This is a genomic window from Cupriavidus plantarum (genome assembly GCF_905397285.1).
In the GTDB taxonomy this organism is placed as follows: domain Bacteria; phylum Pseudomonadota; class Gammaproteobacteria; order Burkholderiales; family Burkholderiaceae; genus Cupriavidus; species Cupriavidus plantarum.
In genome coordinates this window covers 1,439,945-1,461,246 of sequence record NZ_CAJPUX010000001.1, presented here as the reverse complement: position 1 = coordinate 1,461,246, position 21,302 = coordinate 1,439,945, and the positions used below count along the sequence as shown (strand labels likewise).

Annotated in this window: 16 protein-coding genes; 7 read left to right on the top strand and 9 right to left on the bottom strand. The window is 68.6% G+C overall.

All coding sequences use genetic code 11. The annotated features are described in order from the left end of the window. The first annotated feature begins 22 nt into the window (after window positions 1-22). The 5 genes from KHP16_RS06745 to KHP16_RS06725 all read left to right on the top strand — a co-directional run bounded on the left by KHP16_RS06745 (window position 23) and on the right by KHP16_RS06725 (window position 5,770). Entirely contained in the window at window positions 23-952 is a 930-nt protein-coding gene (locus KHP16_RS06745; protein WP_109581175.1) for a LysR family transcriptional regulator, read from the top strand. A 136-nt stretch (window positions 953-1,088) separates the two neighbouring features. Beyond that, window positions 1,089-2,072 carry a Bug family tripartite tricarboxylate transporter substrate binding protein gene (locus KHP16_RS06740; protein WP_109581176.1) on the top strand — a complete coding sequence of 328 codons (984 nt, stop codon included), beginning with the start codon at window positions 1,089-1,091 and terminating at the stop codon, window positions 2,070-2,072. A 27-nt stretch (window positions 2,073-2,099) separates the two neighbouring features. After that, window positions 2,100-3,095: a M14 family metallopeptidase gene (locus KHP16_RS06735; RefSeq protein ID WP_211959790.1), complete on the top strand. Its 996-nt coding sequence runs from the start codon at window positions 2,100-2,102 to the stop codon at window positions 3,093-3,095. Between the two features lie 230 nt (window positions 3,096-3,325). Further along, window positions 3,326-4,312, top strand: a complete 987-nt coding sequence (locus KHP16_RS06730) for a patatin-like phospholipase family protein (RefSeq protein ID WP_244835712.1) — start codon at window positions 3,326-3,328, stop codon at window positions 4,310-4,312. 3 nt (window positions 4,313-4,315) lie between these two features. Then, complete coding sequence (locus KHP16_RS06725) at window positions 4,316-5,770, top strand: GntP family permease (RefSeq protein WP_121490959.1); 1,455 nt, start codon at window positions 4,316-4,318, stop codon at window positions 5,768-5,770. Window positions 5,771-5,839: 69 nt separating this feature from the next. Here the strand turns inward: KHP16_RS06725 and KHP16_RS06720 are convergent, their stop codons facing one another. The 3 genes from KHP16_RS06720 to KHP16_RS06710 are packed head-to-tail and all read right to left on the bottom strand — an operon-like array spanning window position 5,840 to window position 9,270. Continuing rightward, window positions 5,840-6,499: a response regulator transcription factor gene (locus KHP16_RS06720; protein WP_109582676.1), complete on the bottom strand. Its 660-nt coding sequence runs from the start codon at window positions 6,497-6,499 to the stop codon at window positions 5,840-5,842. Between the two features lie 10 nt (window positions 6,500-6,509). Further along, window positions 6,510-7,850 (bottom strand): sensor histidine kinase, encoded by a 1,341-nt coding sequence (locus tag KHP16_RS06715; protein WP_109581179.1) that lies wholly within the window; start codon window positions 7,848-7,850, stop codon window positions 6,510-6,512. A 19-nt stretch (window positions 7,851-7,869) separates the two neighbouring features. Then, the gene (locus KHP16_RS06710; protein WP_211959789.1) at window positions 7,870-9,270 is read right to left on the bottom strand and encodes an FAD-containing oxidoreductase; all 1,401 of its coding nucleotides are present in this window, start codon (window positions 9,268-9,270) and stop codon (window positions 7,870-7,872) included. Between the two features lie 188 nt (window positions 9,271-9,458). Between KHP16_RS06710 and KHP16_RS06705 the strand changes: the two genes are divergently transcribed. After that, window positions 9,459-10,529: an alkene reductase gene (locus KHP16_RS06705; RefSeq protein WP_179593010.1), complete on the top strand. Its 1,071-nt coding sequence runs from the start codon at window positions 9,459-9,461 to the stop codon at window positions 10,527-10,529. A gap of 71 nt (window positions 10,530-10,600) precedes the next feature. Here the strand turns inward: KHP16_RS06705 and KHP16_RS06700 are convergent, their stop codons facing one another. Together KHP16_RS06700 and KHP16_RS06695 are read right to left on the bottom strand one after the other, a co-directional pair. Beyond that, entirely contained in the window at window positions 10,601-11,479 is an 879-nt protein-coding gene (locus KHP16_RS06700) for an NAD(P)-dependent oxidoreductase (protein WP_211959788.1), read from the bottom strand. A gap of 5 nt (window positions 11,480-11,484) precedes the next feature. Then, on the bottom strand, window positions 11,485-12,624 hold the full coding sequence (locus KHP16_RS06695) for an aromatic ring-hydroxylating oxygenase subunit alpha (RefSeq protein WP_109581183.1): 1,140 nt from the start codon (window positions 12,622-12,624) through the stop codon (window positions 11,485-11,487). 278 nt (window positions 12,625-12,902) lie between these two features. On the opposite strand from KHP16_RS06695, the gene KHP16_RS06690 reads away from it, so the two are divergent. Then, a complete protein-coding gene (locus KHP16_RS06690) occupies window positions 12,903-14,855 on the top strand; it encodes a PAS domain-containing hybrid sensor histidine kinase/response regulator (RefSeq protein ID WP_109581184.1) in 1,953 nt (650 codons plus the stop codon). Window positions 14,856-14,858: 3 nt separating this feature from the next. Here KHP16_RS06690 and pdeM read toward each other — a convergent pair whose 3' ends face one another. The 4 genes from pdeM to KHP16_RS06670 are packed head-to-tail and all read right to left on the bottom strand — an operon-like array spanning window position 14,859 to window position 21,107. After that, window positions 14,859-15,593, bottom strand: coding sequence for a ligase-associated DNA damage response endonuclease PdeM (gene pdeM / locus KHP16_RS06685; protein ID WP_211959787.1), 735 nt, complete (start codon window positions 15,591-15,593; stop codon window positions 14,859-14,861). Continuing rightward, window positions 15,590-18,367: a ligase-associated DNA damage response DEXH box helicase gene (locus tag KHP16_RS06680; RefSeq protein ID WP_211959786.1), complete on the bottom strand. Its 2,778-nt coding sequence runs from the start codon at window positions 18,365-18,367 to the stop codon at window positions 15,590-15,592. Before KHP16_RS06680 ends, pdeM begins: the two co-directional genes overlap by 4 nt. Next, entirely contained in the window at window positions 18,364-20,025 is a 1,662-nt protein-coding gene (locus KHP16_RS06675; RefSeq protein ID WP_211959785.1) for an ATP-dependent DNA ligase, read from the bottom strand. The genes KHP16_RS06680 and KHP16_RS06675 overlap by 4 nt, the downstream gene beginning before the upstream one ends. Continuing rightward, complete coding sequence (locus KHP16_RS06670; RefSeq protein WP_121490968.1) at window positions 20,022-21,107, bottom strand: ligase-associated DNA damage response exonuclease; 1,086 nt, start codon at window positions 21,105-21,107, stop codon at window positions 20,022-20,024. The genes KHP16_RS06675 and KHP16_RS06670 overlap by 4 nt, the downstream gene beginning before the upstream one ends. Window positions 21,108-21,302 lie beyond the last annotated feature (195 nt).

Here is a 21,302-nt window from a genome sequence, read left to right as displayed (position 1 = left end):
AAGCTGCAGATCGCGATCCCCGATGCATATCCGCTGGCTGGAAGACTTCATTTGCCTCGCGCAGGCGGGCAGCCTCGCGCGCGCCGCCGAGTTGCGCAATGTGACACCGCCCGCGTTCGGCCGGCGCATCCAGGCGCTCGAGGTCTGGGCCGGCGCGCCCTTGATCGACCGCAGCGCCTATCCGGTGCGACTCACCGCGGAAGGCAGGCAGTTCCTCGAAGCCGCCGAAACCGCGCTGCGCACGCTCGATGAAACGCGGCTGGCCCTGCGCGCCGCGCATCGGGCGGACGCGTCCACGCTTACCATCGCGACCGGCAAGACGCTCGCCCGGTCGATGGTCCCCGTATGGCTCGCCGGCCTGCGCCATGCCCTGCACGGCGACCCTATCGGCGACGGGTTTCGCACGCGCCTCTCGACCCATGCCACGCACGACGCGCTCGAACGCTTCACGGAAGGGCATGCTGACTTCCTGCTGTGCTACAGCCCCCACGACCTGCCCGTGATGCTCGACGATGCATGCTATGTGTTCCACGCCGTGGGTGTCGAACGGCTCGTGTGCGTCTCGGCAGCGGACGACAAGGGTCGCGCGGCCTTCCAGATTCGCGGGGCCAGGCCATCGGCGCCCGTGCCGTTCATCGCCTATGCCGAGACGCTGACCATGGGCCGCATGGTCAATCAGGAGATCGCGCGCCGCAAACTATTGAGCCTGCTGGACACGGTAGCGATCAGCGATTTCGCCGAATCGGTGCATGAGATGGTGCGGCAGCATATGGGACTGGCATGGCTGCCCGCGCGGCTGATTGCCGATGACCTGCATGCGGGCCGGCTTGTGCGCGCCGATAGCCATGGCGGCAACTCGGCGGACCTCGCGCTCGACATCCGGCTGTACCGGCCACGCGCCCCCATGCGCGCGCTGGCGGAGACGTTCTGGCGCGCGGCCACGACCGCATGATGCAACCAAGATGTTCATGCACCATTCCGTCTCATTGCCGAAACGGCAAGCCCCGTTGCCAAAGCCGCAAGCCGCCACCCGCGATGCCCACTACCATCGCCGTGCATCGACCCACGACTTCCCTGCCGGAGAAACCATGAAGACCCTGCTGCGCGCGGCGTGCCGCGCTACCCTCGCCGCAACCCTGGGCGCCAGCGCGCTCGCCGCCCACGCGGCGGGTGCCTATCCCACCAAGCCCATCACGCTCGTCGTCGGCTACACAGCCGGGGGCAGCGTCGACCTTGTGGCGCGCTCCATTGCGCCCGAACTTGGCAAGCGGCTCGGCCAGAGCGTCGTGATCGAGAACCTTGGCGGCGCGGGCGGGACCATCGGCGCGCAGAAGGTCGTCAAGGCCGAGGCCGACGGCTACACGCTGCTGCTCGGCTCCGGCAGCGAAGTCTCCATCGCGCGGCTGACCAATCCCGCCGTGCGTTACGACGGCGAGAAGGACCTCGCGCCCATCACGTTCGTCGGTACGCAGCCGATGGTGCTCGTCGGAAAGCTGGCATTGCCGGCGAGCGATGCCGCAGCGCTGATCGCGCTCGCGAAGAAGCAGCCTGGCCAGCTGTCGTACGCATCGTCGGGCGTCGGCACGCCGCTGAACCTCGCTGGCGAACTCATCAAGCAGCAAGGCGGCGTAAATATCACGCACGTCCCGTACAAGGGCGCGTCCGCGATGTCGACGGACCTGCTCGGCGGCCAGATCGACCTCGCCGTGATGGTGCTGTCGTCCGCGCTGCCGCATATCCAGGCGGGCCGCGTGCGCGCATACGGCCTGACCGAAGCGAAGCGCTCCGCCGTGGCGCCCAACGTACCGGCACTCGCGGAAACGCCGGCGCTCAAGGGCGTCGACATGGGCGTCTGGTTTGGCCTCATGGCGCCGGCCGCAACGCCCAAGCCCGTGGTGGAACGCCTCAACACCGAGATGCAGGCCGTGCTGGCCATGCCCGACGTGCGCCGCAAGCTCGCGGAGGCCGGCGTGGACGTCAAGCCTGGCGCGCCGGCCGAGTTCGCCGCGTTCGTACGGCGGGAGACCGGCCGTTACCGCACCATCGTGCAGGCCGCCAATATTCGCGAATAAGACGATAACGATCGAGACAGGATTTCCATGACGCAAACGCCAACGCCAACGCCAACGCCAACGCAGACTTTCGACGCTTACCCCGTGGAAGTCGAGTTCCCCGACATTCGCCCGTACGCCGCCGGCAACACCGGCGTTCCCTACGTGCATACGTTCGACAGCGGCGTGCCTGGCCCGCACGTGATGGTCAACGCGCTGACGCACGGCAACGAGGTCTGCGGCGCGATCACCGTGGCGGGCCTGCTTGCGCACGGCCTGCGCCCGCGCAGCGGCCGCCTGACGCTGTCGTTCGCGAACGTCGACGCCTATGCGCGCTTCGACGCCGCGCACCCCGATGCTTCGCGTTATGTCGATCAGGATTTCAACCGCGTGTGGACCGCCGCCGTGCTCGACGATGCGTCGCGCGATTCTTCGGAACTGCGCCGCGCCCGCGCGATGCGGCCCGTGATCGATACCGTGGACCTGCTGCTCGACCTCCACTCGATGCACGAAAAAAGCCGGCCGCTTATCGTCTCGGGTCCGCTCGACAAGGGCATCGCACTGGCCCGCGCCGTCGGCGCGCCGGCCGACATCATCGTCGATGAAGGCCACCCCGAGGGCCGCCGCATGCGCGACTATGCGGACTTCGGCGATCCCGCGAGCCCGCGCAACGCGATCCTCGTCGAATGCGGCCAGCATTGGGAAACCCGCGCCGTCGACGTGGCGCGCGACAGCACCGCCCGCTTTCTGTTGCAGGCCGGCATCGTCGAAGCCGCGGACCTTCCCGCGGGCTGGCTCCGCCCCGATCCCGCTGCGCAACGTGTCATTCGCGTGACGGAACCGGTCGTCGCCGCGTCGATGGACTTTCGCTTCGCGGGCCCGTACACGGGGCTGGAGACCTTTGCCGAGGCCGGCGCCGTCATCGCCTGGCGCGACGGCGAGCCCGTGGTGACACCGTACGACGATTGCGTGCTGGTCATGCCGTCGCTGCGGCAACTGCGGCCCGGCGTCACCGTCGTGCGACTGGGCCGGCTCGAGCGCTGAGCGGCCCCCCTCTTCGCCTTCCTTGCCTAAGCTGCACTGCACAACAAATAATGGAGCGTGCCCCACGGGCGTCCCCAAGGGAGGATCGCATGGTCCAGCATGGCGAGGAGCAGGAAACCGCAGTGATGACGGAGGACGGTGTCAGCACGTCTGGCGCTCCAGAATCTGACGCCGCGGCGCGGGCGTCCCGGTCCGGTCCGGCGCGCGCCACGCTAGCGGTCGACCTCGCGCTGCAAGGCGGCGGCGCGCACGGCGCCTTTACCTGGGGCGTGCTCGACCGCCTGCTCGAAGAGCCTTGGCTGCGCATCGACGGCATCTCCGGCACGTCGGCCGGCGCGATGAACGCGGCGGTGCTGGTCCACGGCCACGCGCGCGGCGGCGCGGCGGCCGCGCGCCAGGCGCTGGACGACTTCTGGCACCGCGTGGCCGACGCCGCGCGCTTCAGTCCCTTCCGGCGCAGTCCCCTCGACGTGATTCTCGGCCGCTGGACACTCGACAACTCGCCGCTGTTCGTCGCGGCCGATCTCGCGGCGCGCATCTGGTCTCCCTACGACCTCAACAAGGCTGGCAGCAATCCGCTTGCCGAGATCCTGCGCGACACCGTGGATTTCGACGCGCTTGCGCAGGCCCCGATCCGGCTGTTCGTCACGGCCACCAATGTCGAGACCGGCCGTGGCCGCGTGTTCCGCAATGCAGAAATCACGGCCAGCGTGCTGCTGGCCTCGGCTTGCCTGCCCACGGTATTCCAGGCCGTGGAGATCGATGGCGTGCCCTATTGGGACGGCGGCTACGCGGGCAATCCGACGATCACGCCGCTCGTGCGCGAGTGCAAGTCGCGCGACACCATCCTCGTGCAGATCAATCCGGTGGCGCGCCCCGGCGTGCCGCGCAGCGCGCGGGACATACTGAGCCGCGTCAACGAGATCTCGTTCAACGCCACGCTGCTCAAGGAGCTGCGCATGATCGCGGTATTGCGACGCGTGGCCAATGCCGGCGACTGCGAGGGCGCGCAATGGGCCGGCATGCGCATCCATCGCATCACCAGTGACCGCATGGCCGAGTTCGGCTCGTCATCGAAGCTGAACGCCGAATGGTCGTTCCTCTGCATGTTGCGCGATGAAGGCCGGCAGGCGGCCGAGGCCTTCCTCGCGGACCACGGCGACGCACTGGGCCAGCGCTCCACGTTCGATCTCGACGAACTGCTCGAGGAGGTCTGACCGATGGGCCTGCTCGGCATCGTCATTGCCCTTGCGGCAATGATCTGGCTCGCGTTTCGCGGATGGAGCATCCTGCTGATCGCGCCGGCGGCGGGGCTACTCGCGGCGGCCACGGCCGGCGCCCCGCTGCTGGCAAACTGGACGCAGACGTTCATGGGGACCGCGGCAGGATTCGTCGCACAATTCTTTCCGCTGTTCCTGCTCGGCGCGTTGTTCGGCAAGCTCATGGACGACAGCGGCTCCGTCACGGCCATTGCGGACTGGATGACGCGCACGCTCGGGCCACGCCGCGCCATGCTGGCCGTGGTGCTGGCCGGCGCCCTGCTCACCTACGGCGGCGTGAGCCTGTTCGTGGCGTTCTTCGTCCTCGCGCCGATGGCCCATGCGCTGTTCCGCGCGGCCGATATCCCCCCGCGCCTGATGCCGCCCGCGATCGTGCTCGGCACCTCCACCTTCACGATGTCCGCGCTGCCGGGCACGCCAGCCATCCAGAATGCGATCCCCATGCCGTTCTTCGGCACCACGCCGTTCGCGGCGCCGGGCCTCGGCATTGCGGCCAGCGCGATCATGCTCGCCTTTGGCCTCTGGTGGCTCGGCCATGCCGAGCGCAAGGCCCGCCGCGCGGGACATGGCTATGGCACCGAGATGCCGACCGGGCCAGACGAGGTGGCCGAGCGTCCGCTGATCCGCGAGCGGGCAAGCACCGCGCACGATTTCGATCCGGCCGAGGCCCTGCATGGCCAGCGCAGCGTCGAAGCGCCCGGCGCGATGGTTGCGCTGTTGCCACTGGCCGTCGTCATTGGCGTGAACCTGACGATGACGCTCGTCGTCCTGCCACGGTGGCAAGCCGAGTATCTGGAACTGCCGCAGTGGGGCGAGACCAGCCTGCAGGCGCTCGGCGGCGTGTGGTCGGTCATCGTGGCGCTGATCGCGGCGATCGTCTGCCTCGTGCTGCTGAATCTGCGGCGGCTGCCGGCGTTGCGCGACACGATGGGCGCGGGGGTCCATGCGGCCGCTCTGCCCGTCCTGAGCGTCGCGAGCCTCGTCGGCTTCGGCGCGGTGGTGGCATCGCTGCCCGGATTCGCCGTGGTGCGAGACTGGGTGCTGGGCATCGAGGGCGGGCCGCTGGTGTCGCTCGCCGTGGCGACCAACGTGCTATCGGCATTGACGGGCTCCGCCTCGGGCGGCCTGACGATCGCGCTGGAAGCGCTGGGCGGCACGTACCTCACGCGCGCGGCGGAGATCGGGCTCGATCCGGCGGTCCTGCATCGCGTGGCGGTGATGAGCGCGGGCACGCTCGACACGCTGCCGCACAACGGTGCCGTGGTGACACTGCTTGCGGTGTGCGGCGCGACACATCGGCAGAGTTATGGCGGCATCGTCATGGTCGGGATCGTCGGGCCGATGCTCGCCCTGGCCGCGGTGATCGCGCTCGGCGGCTGGCTGGGGTCGTTCTAGCGGGCGTTCGCGGTGGGGGGACGAGGTGGGGGACGAGGTGGGGGACGAGGTGGGGGGCAAGTTGCAGGCTCAAGTCCCGGGAATCGTCCACCCCAGCCCGCGCACGTTGCGCACGAGCGTGCTGCCGAACTTGCGGCGGATGCCGTAGATGATAGCGTCCACCGCGTTGCTCTCGACCTCCTCGCCCCAGCCGTATAACCGCTCCTCCAGCTGCGCGCGCGAAAGAATCGCTCCCGGCCGTTCGAGCAACGCGAGCACCAGCGCATACTCGCGCGCGCTCAGCGCTTCCACGCGGCCGTCGTAGTCCAGCCGCCGCAGGTTGAGGTCCAGCGTCGCCTTGCCATGCACGAGGGTGGACGACGCCGAGCCCGACTTGCGGCGGATGACCGCGCGGATGCGCGCGAGCAGTTCGCGGGCCTCGAACGGCTTGATCACGTAATCGTCGGCGCCGAAGTCGAGGCCATCGATGCGCGTGTCGACATCGTCGCGCGCCGTGATGATCAGCAGCGGCGTCTCGTCGTGCTTCGTCCGCAGCCATTTGAGGATCTCGAGCCCATCGATGTCGGGCAGGCCGAGATCGAGCAGGATCGCGGAATAGGAGCCATCGTCGATGGCCGAGCGCGCGAGGTCGCCCGTCCGCGCCCAATCGACGCTGCACTGCGCGTCCTTGAGCGCTCGCACCAGGCTTTGGCCGATCTGCGGATCGTCCTCGATCAACAGGATTCTCATCGCGCAGCCCTCATTGAACTGGCGCGTCCGCGCGCGCCAGCGGCAGCACGATGCGCGCGACGAGTCCATGGCCGCCATCGGGCCGGCCGGAAAGCGTAACGCTGCCGCCGAGATTCTCGACAACGGTCTGGACGATCGCCAGCCCAAGCCCGCTGCCCTCCTCGTCCGTCGCGCCCCCGCGATAGAAGCGGTCGAACACGCGCGTGCGTTCCGCGTCGGGAATGCCCGGCCCGTCGTCGGCCACCTCGATCTCGGCATGGCCGTCGAGGCGCCGCACGCTCACATCCACGCGGCAGCCCTCGCCGCCGTAGCGGATCGCATTGTCGATCAGGTTCTTCACGAGCATGCGCAGGTCGGTCTCCTGCGCCCGCACGACGGCATCGTCCATCTGCTCCGCGCCAAGGTCCACGCCGCGATCAAGCGCAAGCGGCAGCAAGTCCGTCACCACGTCGGTGACCACCTGCGGGAGCGCGACCTCGGACGGCGAGGCACGCGCGCCGATTTCCGCGCGGGCAAGGCCGAGCAACTGCGTGACGAGCGTCGATGTACGGCGGATGCCGCGCTGCAGTTCGTCGATGCGGTCCTCCATCGCGTCCGGCGGCGCGTGCCGCAGGTTGTCGACCTGCAGCTGCAACGCCGTGATCGGGGAGCGCAGCTCGTGCGCGGCATCGGCGATAAACGTGCGTTCCGCATCGATCAGCGAGGACAGCCGCTGCATCATGCGATTGATCGAATCCAGGAACGGCCGCAGCTCCTCCGGCGCGGCATGGGTCTCCACGGGCCGCAGATGATTGAGGTCGACCTTGGCCACGCGCTCGCCGATCTCCCCGAGGGGGCGCAGCGACATGCGGACGCTCGCGCGCACGACCCAGCCCAGCAACGGCAACAGCAACAGCACCGGTACCGCGGCCCACATCGCCACACGCGCCGCGTTGTCGTTGCGCACCGCGCGTTGCTCGGCCATCTGGACCCACGCCGTGCCCGCCTGCATGGCAAACACGTCCCACATGCGGCCGTTGGCCCCTCGCGCCTCGGAGAAGCCCGGCGGCACACGCGGCACGAGCACGGTGGGGTCGCTGGTATGGCCGGGCAGCGCGCCATCGCCGGGGCGCCAGGTCTGTATCACGATATGCGGCGTCTGATGTCCCGGCGGCGCTGGCACTGGCATCGCGGCGGGCGACGCCTGCATCGTCGAGCCCGCGTGGGCGAGGTCCTCGTTGAACTGGCTCGCGAGCTGGCGCACCACGACCCATGCGCCAAAGGCACCCAGCAGCCCGATCGCCAGCGCCAGGCCGCCAAGGGACAGGCTCAGGCGGCGATGGAGGGAACGGACGGCGGTCTGGCTCGGCATGTCGTCTCCTTTATCGCCTTTACTGTGTCGGCAGCAGCGTCCCGCCGAGTTCGCCGAGGATCGTTGGAATCAGTTCCGCCACGGTGGGATGAATCGCCATGGTCCGCGCGAGCAGCTTGTATGGCTGGTCCGCGGCCATCATCGAGAGGATCGAATGCACGGCCTCGTCGCCGCCGACCCCGAGTATCGCGGCGCCGAGAATGCGATCGGTATCGGCATCGACGACGACACGCATCGATCCCTGGCTCTCGCCCTTCTCCACGGTACGCATCACCCGAGTCATCAACCGCTTGCCGATGCGCACGCGGTGTCCCGCCTGCCGCGCCTGTGCCTCCGTCATGCCGACCCGGCCGAGCGGCGGGTCGATGAACAAGCCGTACACCGGGATGCGGTCCGCCACCGAGCGACGCTCGCCGTCCAGCAGATTCGCGGCGACGATCTCGAAGTCGTTGTAGGCGGTATGCGTGAATGCGCCGCGGCCATTGCAGTCGCCGAGCGCCCAGACACCCTCCACGTTCGTTTTCAGCCCATCATCGACGACGATATAGCCATGCGCATCCGTCTCTATGCCTGCCTTGTCGAGTCCCAGATCGTCGGTGTTCGGCTGCCGGCCCACCGCCACCAGTACGTGGCTGCCGACCACGGCGGGCTCGCCGGACTCGCAATCGACGCCAACCTCTACGCCCTCGGCATGCGGGCGGACCGTGATGCAGTTGGCGTCGGTCCGGATCGTGATGCCTTCGGCTTCGAGAATGCTCCGCACCTGCGCGGACACTTCCTCGTCCTCGCGCGCGATCAGCCGCGCGCCGCGCTCGACCACGGTCACCTCGGCACCGAAGCGGCGAAACACCTGCGCGAACTCGAGCCCGATATAGCTGCCGCCGATTACCACGAGGTGCCGGGGCACCGTCTCCAGCGCGAGCGCTTCCACATTGGTCAGGTGCGGCACACCGGGCAGCCCGCGGATGGCCTCGGGCACGAGCGCGCGTCCGCCCACGTTCAGAAAGATCTTGTCCGCGGTCAGGAGCCTGTCGCCAACGCGCACGGTGCGCGCGCCTTCGAAGCGCGCGTGGCCGCGAATCAGCTGGGCGCCCCGCATGCCTTCGATCCAACGGGTCACGCCGTTGCGGCTCTTCATCACGATGCCCTGCGTGCGGGCGTGCACGGCGGCCATGTCGATGCGAACCTTGCCATCGAGCATCACGCCATATTCCGCCGCCCGCGCGGTCATGCGCGCCGCATAGGCGCTGGCCACCATTGCCTTGGTCGGCGTGCAGCCGACGTTCACGCACGTCCCGCCCACGTCGCCGCGCTCGATCACGGCGACCGTCATGCCCGCCCTGGACAGCCGATTGGCCAGCGCGGGCGCCGCCTGGCCGGTGCCGATCAGGATGGCGTCGAAACGTTCCGGTGTGGTCATGGCGGCTCCCTTGGTTGGATCTGGCTGCGGTGAATGGGCTCGATGCGCGAACGATTATAGGTAGGCGCGGCCCGCTGCATCCGCTCAAATGTGCGCCGGCTTCCCCTTGCGGCGGTCGACGCGCCGTCTGCAAGGTTTTTGAAGCGCTGCTAGTATCCACAGACTTTCATTTTGAAACTATCAAGGACATGACAACCCTGTTCGATCCCGTCCAAATCGGCGACCTGCCCCTGCCGAACCGCATCGTCATGGCGCCGCTGACGCGCCTCCGCGCGGCCAATCCCGTGCATGTGCCCAACGCGCTCATGGCCGAGTACTACGCGCAGCGTGCGTCCGCCGGCCTGATCGTGTCCGAAGGCGTGCCCGTGATGCCCGACGGCGTCGGCTACCCGAACGTGCCGGGGCTGTGGTCGGAAGAACAGGTCGGCGGCTGGCAGATCGTGACCCGGGCCGTGCACGAGGCCGGCGGCCGCATCGTGGCCCAGCTATGGCACGTCGGCCGCATCACCCATCCCGATTTGCTGGACGGACGCCAGCCCGTGGGGCCGAGCGCGATTGCGGCCAAGGGGAATGTCAGCCTGCTGCGTCCGCAGCGCGAGTACGTGGTGCCGCGCGAGCTGTCGCTCGACGAGATCCGGGACATCGTGGCTGGCTTCGCCCGCGGCGCGGCCAATGCCAAGGCCGCCGGGTTCGATGGCGTGACTATCCATGCCGCCAACGGCTACCTGCTGGACCAGTTCCTGCAGGATGGCTCGAACCAGCGTACCGATGCCTATGGCGGCCCGGTCGAGAACCGCGCGCGCTTGCTGCTGGAGGTGGCCGACGCGGTGGCGGCGGTGTGGGGTGCCGGCCGCGTGGGCGTGCACCTCGCCCCCCGCTCGCCGAGCCATTCGATGGCCGACTCCAATCCGTCCGAGACCTTCGGCTACGTGGCCCGCGAACTTGGCCAGCGCAAGATCGGCTTCCTGTTCGTACGGGAGACTCGCGGCGAAGGCGCCCTTTTGCCGCAACTCAAGCGCGAGTTTGGCGGCGCGGTCATCGCCAATGACGGATTCGACCTCGATGCGGCGCAGGCCGTGCTGGCCGAAGGCCACGCCGACGCGGTGTCGTTCGGGCGCGCGTACATCGCCAACCCCGACCTTGTCGAACGCCTGCGTCAGCGCGCGCCGCTCAACGAAGTCAATCCGGCGACGATCTACGACCTGGAGCACGCGAGCGGTACCGGTTATACGGACTACCCGCTGCTCGCCGCCTCGTAAACACGTAACACGAGCGCACGTAACACAGGCGCACGTAACACAGGCGCACGTAACACGGGCGCGTCCGCCGCTCAGCTCTGCTGACCGGCGCGGCGCGCGGAGACCTTGCCCAGCGCCGCGAGATCCAGATTGCCCTCGCCATGCGCGAGGCTGTCCAGCAGGTTGTCGCGCAACACGCTGGCGAACGGCATTGGCACCTCGCCGGTGCCGGCCGCTTCCAGCGCAAGCCGTACGTCCTTGTAGCCGAGCGCGAGCTTGAACCCCGGCGGATCGAACTGACCGTTCGCCATCGCCATGCCATAGCCGCGGTACGCGGGCACCGCGAAGATCGTGGACGTGATCATGTCGAGGAAGTCCACGTTCGAGACCTCCTGGCTGCGCGCCAGCGCCGCCGCTTCCCCCATCGATTCGATCGCGCTCGCGAGCATGAAATTGGCCGCCAGCTTCACGATGCTTCCCTGTTCGGGCCGCTCACCGAACCGCCACGTCTTCTGGCCCAGCACGTCGAACAGCGGCTGCAGGCGGTCGAGCAGCGCGGCCTCGCCGCCAGCGAGGATATTGAGCTTGCCGTCGCGCGCGACGTTCACGCGACCCAGCACCGGCGCCGCGACGTAGCCGACGCCACGCGTCGCGTGGAAGTCCGCCATCTCCCGCGTGAACGCCACGGAGACCGTGGCCATGTTGGCGTGGATCGCCCCGGGCGCCAGCGCGCCCAACACGGCGTCGTCGATGACGGCACGCGTGGCCTGATCGTCCGCCAGCATCGTGATGAGGACCTCGGCCCCGCGCGCCGCATCCACGGCGCTGGCCGCCGCATGGCCGCCGGCCGCCGCGAGGGCGGCGACGGGCGCCGGAGAACGGTTCCAGCCGCGCACGCGGTGGCCCGCCTTGACGAGGTTCGCGGCCATGGCCGCGCCCATCGTACCGAGACCGACAAAGGCAACTTCCATGGCGATCAGACCTTGTGGATGGGAATCACCGTACGCCCGCCGCACTCGCGCAGCAGCGTACGCAGTTCCCGGATCACGGGAAAGACCTCGTGATTCCAGTCCGCGCCCTGCTTGTCGTGCGCCTGCTGTTCCAGTTCGACGATGTCGCGGTCTTCCTGGAAAATACGTTCGGTAAACCAGACGAGCAGCGGCCACGCCAGATCCATGACAAATGGCACCTTCGGCCGGCGGATCGACAGCACGCCAAACGTCCGGTTGGTCCGCTGGGCCGCGTCCAGCGGGACGTAGGCGATCCACAGGTCCATCACCAGCGTGCCGCTCGCGGTGCGGATCTGCAGCGTCTGGTACGGATATCCCGTGCGCACGGTCATCACGTCCTTGCCGCCGGTCCCGCTCTCGTTCTTCTTGCCGCCGCCGAAGACCAGCGACTCGCCGATGGGCTGCTTGCCCGCCTCGCGATAGAACGTGTAGTCGACCTCGACGAAGCCCTCGCCGCGGCGCCGCCCCAGCGAGCGCGCGCGCATGTTGCCCATCTGCCGGCGATGCAGGAACTGATGGTTCATGTCCATCAGGTTCTCGTGCATGAACGAGTAGTGGCACTTGACCTCGCGGCCAAAGCGGCGGGTCTTGTATTCGCGGTTCGTCACGGAGGCGAGTTCCGGCACGGGCCGGCTGTCCGCCAGCGCGGGGTCGCCCGTGAACACGAAGATCAGGCCGGCCTGCTCGCGGCACGGATAGGCGCGCACGCCATTGGGCAGGCGCTCCTTGCCGAGGTAAGGCACGTCAATGCACTTGCCGCTGCAGTCGTAGCTCCAGCCGTGATAGCAGCAGCGTAGCGTTTCGCCGTCCACGACGCCGGCGTGCAGCGGGACCTGACGATGCGCGCAGCGGTCCTCGAGCGCGAACAGCTTGCCGGTCTCGGTACGGACCAGCACGATGGGGTCGCCGGCGAAATGCACGCCGTGGGCGCGGCCCTTGCGGACTTCGCGCGACCAGGCGAGCGGATACCAGTAATCGGGGTGGATCGGCACGCGGCGCAGATCGCGTTCGACCTGCGGGGCCGCGGACGGCTCTACCGGGCCATCGACGGGCTTGTCGACGGCTGTTTCATTCGTACGGCTGTCAAGCAAAGACTCTGCATACATGCGGGACGTCTCCTTGCGTCACTGAAAGACTCGGCGATTGTTCTCGAAGGTGTTGTAGCCAGGACTGCGTACCGCCAGCACTGGAGTCTACGCGAACGGGATGCCGATCGGGAAAACGGATGTGCAACAGTCGCTTGCAGACCCTGCGCGGTCTGCGTCTGCGAAGCCGCTGCGCCTCCCGCATCGCAGCAAGGTCCGCGCCAGCCGTCGCCCCAAAAATGCACGGCGCTGCAGGGAACACGAGTATCCTTGCGGAATGTCCGTATCCGCGTCTCATCATGCCCCGCACCGCCTCGTCCCTTGACCCCGCCGTCGGCGCGGGCGAGGAACCGATCGCGGCGCCCTCGCAACCGCCGGGCGACGATCGTTTTCGCACGCTCGTGGAAACCGTCAGCGACTACGCGATCTTCACGCTGGATGTTACCGGCCATGTCACCAGCTGGAACGCCGGCGCGGCACGCATCAAGGGCTATGCCGCCCACGAGATCATCGGCAGCCATTTCTCGCGGTTCTATACCGAGGAAGCCAAGGCGCGCGACTGGCCGGGCATCGAGTTGCGGGCCGCGGCCGAACAAGGCCGCTTCGAGGACGAGGGCTGGCGCGTGCGCAAGGATGGCACCCAGTTCTGGGCGAACGTCATCATCACCGCGCTGCGCGACTCCGCGGGCCGGCTGACCGGGTTCGGCAAGGTCACGCGAGACATGACCGAACAGCGCCTCGCCGCCGAGGCCATGCGCCAGAGCGAGGAAACGTTCCGCATGCTGGTGGAGAGCGTCAAGGACTATGCGATCTTCATGCTGGACCCCGATGGCCGCGTCATGAGCTGGAACTCCGGAGCGTCATATATCAAGGGCTACCGGCGCGACGAAATCCTTGGCCAGCATTTCTCGCGCTTCTACCCGCAGGACGACGTCCGCATGGGCAAGCCCGACATGGAGCTCGCGATCGCGAAGCGCGAAGGCCGTGTGGAGGACGAAGGCTGGCGCGTGCGCAAGGACGGCACGCTGTTCTGGGCCAACGTCACGATCACCGCGATCTACGACGACGCGGAGACGCTCCGCGGCTTCGCCAAGGTCACGCGAGACATGAGCGAACGCAAGCGGCTCGAGGAACTCGAGCGTTCCGGCCGGCGCATGAACGAGTTCCTGGCCACGCTTTCGCACGAACTGCGTAACCCCCTTGCGCCGGTGCGTAACGCGTTGACGGTCATGCGGCTGCGGCCGGGCGACCCCAGCACCAGCGAGAAGAGCCTCGGCCTGATCGACCGTCAGGTCACCCACCTCACGCACCTGGTAGACGATCTGCTCGACGTCGGCCGCATCGCGTCGGGCAAGATCGAACTGCGGCGCGAGCCGATCGACGCCAGCGACGTGGTCGCGCTAGGCATCGAAGCCGCGCACCCTTCGCTCGAGGCGAAGGGGCAGACCGTCAGCATCAACGCCGATGCGGGCCCGCTGCCGCTATTCGGCGATCAGACCCGGCTGGTCCAGGTCATTCAGAACCTCCTCCTCAATGCCTCCAAATTCTCTCCACCCGGTTCGCCGGTCGCCATATCGATCCACGCCCAGGGACGTACGCTCGTGATCCAGATCATTGACCAGGGCCGCGGCATTTCGCGCGACGCGCTCGACGACATCTTCAACCTGTTCGTGCAGGAGGACCGGCCCGGGAGCAATGCGCAGGGTGGCCTCGGCATCGGTCTATCGCTCTGCCGTTCCTTCGTCGAAATGCATGGCGGCTCGATCACCGCCATGAGCGAAGGCGCGGGCCTCGGCAGCACCTTCACGGTGCGGCTGCCAATGGCGAGCTCCGCCGACGCGGCGGACCGCGCGGACGACGACCGGGCGGCGGGCACGCGTCCGCTCCGCGTGGTGCTCGTGGACGACAACCGCGACGCGGCGGACAGCATGGCCATGCTGCTCGAGATGTCGGGCCATGAGGTGGCGGTCGCCTACGATGGCATGGAGGCGGTGCACGCCGCGGCGCGGGTCCGCCCCGACGTGGCGCTGATCGACCTCGCCATGCCCGGCATGGACGGTTTTGCCGTGATCCATGCCCTGCGCGGCATGCCCGCGCTTTCCGGCACGCGGTACGTCGCGCTGACGGGTTTCGGACAGGCCTCGGACCGGCAGCAGACGCAGGATGCGGGGTTCCATGCGCACCTCGTCAAGCCCGTGGATCTCGACAAGCTGCTGGCGGCGCTCGCCGATTTCGGCCCCGCCGGCGCGTAACTTTTACATGTCGCGCGCAGGCCCTGCCGGTAGGTTTTGCCGGACGGGCCATACACGTCCATCGCCGATCACATAGAGGTGCATACCCGGCTCGGCGCGCACGCTCGCATGGCCGGTGAATGCGCCGAACGCGGGGAGAATCGCGCCTTCCGGTCCGAATACGAAGCATGGCAGCCGTACGCTGTCGGCGCTTCGGCGGCCGCGCAGATGGAACGCCGGATGCAAATGGCCGGCCAGCACGTAGCCCGCGCGCGAGGCCCCCGGTGTATGGCAGAGCGCGAACGGTCCCGCCACGTGGGGCTCGGTGGTGACGTCGATCGATAGCGCCGGCGGCGGATCGCCGGCGTGCAGGTCGTGATTGCCCCGCACGAGCGTCATCCGCAGCTCCGGCGGCAAGGCGCTGCGCCAGTCCTGCAACGCCAGCAATACCGCCGCGGTGCGTGCCGCGCGCGCATGCAGGAAATCCCCAAGGAATACGAGCTCGCGCGCGCGATAGCGCATGACGAGCGACCGCAGCCGCGCGAGGTTGCTGGCCGTGGTGCCGGCCGGCACGGGCTGGCCGAGCGCGCGGAACGATGCGGCCTTGCCGATATGGACGTCGGCCACGAGCAGCATCGCGCGCGCGGGCCACCAGATCGCGGGGTCGGGAAGGAGCCATAACGTTTCGCCGGCCGCGTCGATGGCGACGGCGCCCGAGGCGATGAGGTTGGCTTCCGTCGAAGCGGCGGTTTCCGTCATAGCGGCGGCAACGGCTTCGAAGGCTTGCGTGCGCGCCTGGGCTTGCGCGGCCCGCTGCCGCCGGCGTGGTCGCTCATGCCGAAGCGCGCCACCGTCGCCACAGTATCGGCATCCGGCGCCGGATCCTGCGCGCTTTTCTTGCCTCGCGTCCCGGTGCCATTGGCCACATTCTTTGCCACATTCTTTGCCACATTCTTTGCCACATTCTTTGCCACATTCTTCGCCGCGTTTTCTTCCGCACTCTTCGCGGATATCGCCACTGCCCCGTCGGCGGGACCGGCCGCCCGTTCGAGGTCGGCGAGCATCCGCGCGATGCGGTCGGCGAGTTTTTCGGTCGTCAGTTTCTCCCGCAGGAATTCCACGACGAGCGGAAATGCAAACGGCGAGGGCCGCTTGAGCACGCGCAGGTCGAGCGGCAACGCCGCGAGCCGGGCCAGCGTGGCGCCAAGGCGGTGCGCATCGAGTTCCTGCATCAGGACTTCTCGCTCCGCCTGTCCGAGCAGCAGATTATCGGGATCGTGCTTGCGGAACACCTCATAGAAGAGGCTCGACGACGCCTGCAACTGCCGCGCGCTGCGTGCCTCGCCCGGATAACCCTGGAAGATCAATCCCGCCACGCGCGCAATCTCCCGAAAACGCCTGAGCGACAGTTCGCCCGCATTGAGGCTGCCGAGCACGTCGGCCGCCAGGTCGCGACGCGTCTCCTCGGCCAGCACCTCGGGCAGCAGCTGGCCCCAGTCGATCTCCGGTGGCGTCAGCAATTCCAGCCCGTAGTCGTTGACCGCGACGGAGAACGTGGCGGGCACCTTCTGCCCCAACCGCCACGCCAGCAGACTGCCGAGCCCCAGATGCACCGACCGTCCCGCGAACGGATACAGGAACAGATGCCACCCCTCGCGCGAATGGAGGCTCTCCGCCAGCAGCGTATGCCGCGTTGGCAGCGCGGACCATCGCGTCTGGAGCTCGACGATCGGCTCGATGAGCGGCAATTCCGGTGTCTCGCGCGGATCGAGCTGCCGCCCGGCCACCGCTTCGAGCATGTCGAGCATGGTCTCCGCGAGCTCGGTCGAAAGCGGCATGCGCCCGCCGTTCCAGCGCGGCACCACGGGCTTGCGGCCGGTGGCGCGGCTCACGTACGCTGTCATCTCGTGCACCCGCACGAGCTCCAGCAGACGTCCGCCGAACAGAAAGCAGTCTCCCGGCGCCAGCCGCGCGATAAAGCCCTCCTCCACGCTGCCAAGCGACGCACCGCCCGAGCCCGCGCGCGACCAGTAGCGAACCTGCATCGTCGCATCGCTCACGATGGTGCCCACGCTCATCCGATGGCGGCGCGCGAGACGGGCGTCGGGCACGCGCCAGACACCGTCGTCGTCGGGCAATGCACGCCGGTAGTCGGGGTACGCGGAAAGCGTCTGCCCGCCCTGCCGCACGAAGTCGAGGCACCACCGCCACTCTTCGTCCGTCAGACCGCGATAGGCCCACGTGGTCCGCACCTCGCGCAGCAGTTCCTCCGCGCGAAAGCCGCCGCCGAGCGCCACCGTCACCAGATGCTGGACCAGCACATCGAGCGGCTTGTCGGGCGATTCGCGCGCCTCGATGCGCCCCGCCGCGACGGCATGCCGCGCGGCGAGCGCCTCCACGAGTTCGAGGCTGTGAGTGGGTACCACCGTGGCCCGCGAGGTCCTCCCGGGCGCGTGGCCCGAGCGACCCGCCCGCTGCAACAGCCGCGCGACGCCCTTCGGCGAGCCGACCTGCAAGACGCGTTCGACCGGAAGAAAGTCGACGCCGAGGTCCAGGCTCGATGTGCAGATGACCGCGCGCAACGCACCCTGCTTCAGGCTCACCTCGACCCATTCGCGCGTCGCGCGATCGAGCGAACCATGATGGAGCGCGATCTGGCCCGCCCATTCGGGCCGCGCGTCGAGCACGGCCTGATACCAGATTTCCGCCTGCGACCGCGTATTGAGGAACACGAGCGTGGTGCTGCTCTCCTCGAGTTCGCGCACGACGTGCGGCAGCATCGAGAGCCCCAGATGGCCTGCCCAGGGGAATCGCCCCGCCCGGTCGGGCAGCAGCGTATCGATCGTCAGCGCCTTTGGCGTGTGGCCGCGCACGCGCACGCGCCGCGCGGGTGGCACGCCCGCCAGCAGCACGTCGCTGGCATGATCGAGGTTGCCGAGCGTGGCCGAGAGCCCCCACACGCGCAGCGCGGGCTGCCAGCGATGCAGGCGGGCAAGCGCGAGCTGCGTCTGCACGCCGCGTTTGTTGCCGATGAGCTCGTGCCATTCGTCGACGACGACCAGTTTCACGCGGCCGAGCGTCTGCCGCGCGTCGGCGCGGGTGAGCATCAGCGAGAGGCTTTCCGGCGTGGTCACGAGCGCGCTCGGCAACCGCCTGGCCTGCGCCGCGCGCTCGCCGCTGTTGGTGTCTCCGGTGCGTAGCGCCACGGTCCACGGAATGCCAAGCTCCCCTAGCGGCGCCTGCAAGGCGCGCGTGGTATCGGCCGCGAGCGCGCGCATCGGCGTGAGCCACAGCACCGTGAGGGGGGCGGCGTCCGACTTCGACGGGGACGCTTGATCCGTATCCCCAGAACTGTCCGCGAAGACGAGCAGCGCGCCGAGCCACGCGGCATAGGTCTTGCCCGTGCCCGTCGTGGCATGCAGCAGCCCGCTCTGGCCGGCGCCGATGGCGTCCCATACCTCGCGCTGGAACGCAAACGGCGTCCAGCCGCGCCCCGCGAACCACTGTTCGATCCGCGCCGCGAGCGCGCTCATGCGGCATCCTCCGCGGGCGCCGATCGCAGCATGCCTTCGAGCGTAGCCAGCGTGTCGGCTTCGGCAATGGGCTTGTCCGTGCGCCATCGCAGCATGCGTGGAAACCGCACCGCGATGCCGCTCTTGTGGCGCGTGCTGCGGGCGATCCCCTCGAAGCCCAGCTCGAACACCTGCGTGGGTTCCACGCTGCGCACGGGCCCGAACTTTTCGACCGTTGTACGCCGCACGATCGCATCCACCTTGCGCATCTCCTCGTCGGTGAGGCCGGAATATGCCTTGGCGAACGGCACCAGCGCGCGATCGGGCGTATCGGGCGGCCCATTCCAGACGGCGAAGGTGAAGTCCGTATAGAGGCTTGCGCGGCGCCCATGTCCACGCTGCGCGTAGATCAGCACCGCATCGACGGTGTACGGATCGATCTTCCATTTCCACCACACGCCGACGTCACGGGTGCGCCCCGCCCCGTAGGCGGCATCGGCCGCCTTGAGCATGAACCCTTCCACGCCCATGTCGCGCGACGCCTCGCGCAGCGTCCCGAACGCTTCCCAGCTATCGGCCTCCACGAGCGGGCTGAGTTCGAGCGCGGGATGCACGGTGGCTTCCAGTACGCGCTCCAGTTGCGCCCTGCGCTCCGCCTGCGGGCGCCCGCGCCAGTCCTCGCCTCGCCATTCGAGCAGGTCGTAGGCCATCAGGATGGCCGGCGCATCGCGCAGCAGCTTCGCGCCCAGCGTCTTGCGGCCGATGCGCTGCTGCAACAGCGCGAACGGCTGTACCTGCCTGTCCTTCCAGATCACGATCTCGCCGTCGAGCACGGTGCCGTCGGGCAGCAGCGACGCCGCTTCGGCCAGCTCCGGAAACCGTTCGGTAATCAGTTCCTCGCCGCGCGACCAGAGCCAGGTGTCGCCCTGCCGGCGCACGAGCTGCGCGCGGATGCCGTCCCACTTCCACTCGACGAGCCAGTGCGATGGCTTGCCCAGCGCCGCATCGAAGGTCTCGATGGGCGCCTGCAGCGGATGCGCAAGGAAGAATGGATAGGGCTGGCCGCCGCGCGTCGTCACGTCGTCATCGGCCGTCGAGATCAGGGCAAGAAATTTTTCGGCATCGGGACGGGCCGAGAGATCGGTGTAGCCGACCATCCGCTCGGCTACCCGCTTGGGATCGATGTCGGCCACCGCGCCAAGCGCGCGCGTGACGAGCAGCCGCGATACCCCGACGCGGAAGCTGCCCGTGATCAGCTTGAACAGCACGAGGCGACCGCGCGCGTCCAGCGGCCGCCACAGCGCGTCGAGCCGTTGAGCCACCTCGTCCGGCGGCAGGCCGCGCAACGGCAGCACGCGTTGCTCCACCCATTCGGCCAGTCCGGCATCGTCGGCCTGCACGGGGTCCGGCAGCAGCAGCGCGATGGTCTCGGCCAGATCGCCGACGGCCTGATAACTCTCCTCGAACAACCACTCGGGCAGACCCGCCGCGCGCTGCGCGAGTTCGCGCAGCGCGGCCACGCGCACGATCTGCCGTGGCTTGCCGCCCGCAAGGAAGAACACCGCCCAGGCGGCGTCGGCCGGCGGCGCCTGCCGCAGGTAGGCGACCAGCGCGGCGAGCTTGGCATTGCTCGACGTCGTGCCGTCGAGCGCGGCGTACAGGTCGGCAAAGGCTTTCATGCGGGCGGCGCCTCCGCCCCTGCTTCCGCCGTGCCGCCCGCCACGTCCGCATCGGTATCTTCCTCGTCGCCGTAGGCGGTATCGAACGCCTGCGCGCGCCAGCCGCGTTCCGAGAGATAACGCACCATGACGGGCACGTTGCCGTGCGTCACGATCACGCGCTCGGCGCCGGTGGCCGCGATCGCCGACATCAGCCCGGGCCAGTCGGCATGGTCGGACAATGCAAAGCCCCGGTCCACGCCGCGCCGGCGCCGAGTGCCGCGCAATTGCATCCATCCGCTCGCGAACGCATCGGACGCGTCGCCGAACCGCCGCAGCCACGGAGAACCGTGCGCGGACGGCGGCGCCATGACCAGCGCCCGGCGCAACGCGGGGCTCCGCGGCGCAAGGTCCGCGGCCTGCATTACCGGCGGCAAGGCGACGCCCGCCTCCCGATAGGCCTGGTTCAGCGAAGTCAGCGCGCCATGCGCGATGATCGGCCCCGGCAGCGCGACGTCCGACCCGGCATGGGTCATCAAACCATGCAGGATGCGCTGCGCCTTCCCGAACGCGTAGGCATACATCACGCTCGCGCGCCCGGCCTCGGCATTGACGCGCCACCAGTCGAAGATCTCCGCCATCAGCGTCGCCTGCGCGGGCCAGCGATAGATCGGCAATCCGAACGTGCTTTCCGTGATGAACGTATCGCATCGCACGGGCTCGAACGGCGGGCAGGTGCCGTCGTCCTCCACCTTGTAGTCGCCGGATGCCACCCAGACACGGCCGCCGTGCTCCAGCCGCACCTGCGCGGAACCCAGCACATGCCCTGCGGGATGCAGGCTCAGCGTCACGCCACGATGCACGATGCGCGCGCCATACGGCAACGTATCGAGCGTGATGCCGGGCAGCCGGGCGAGGAGCACGCCGCGGCCCGGCTCGGCGCACAGGTAATGGCCATGTCCAAAACGCGCGTGGTCGGAATGGGCGTGCGTAATCACGGCGTGCGAGACCGGACGCCAGGGATCGATATAGAAATCGCCGGGTGGGCAGTACAACCCTTCGGGCCGTGCCACCACCAGGTCTGCGGTCTGCTGGGTCTCCATGACCGGCGGCCCTCCTTCGCGACGGTATCGTCGCGTCCGTATATATTGTGCCGCCGCATGCGGGGCACCGGTCCAGCGGTTGCGTTCCGCTCATATTGTCGGCGCATTCCGACAATATGCCTTAAAATGCACACGCTACGGACTCACTCTGAATTCGGTTGCGGCGTCAATCAGCCGGAGGCCGATAGTGTGAAC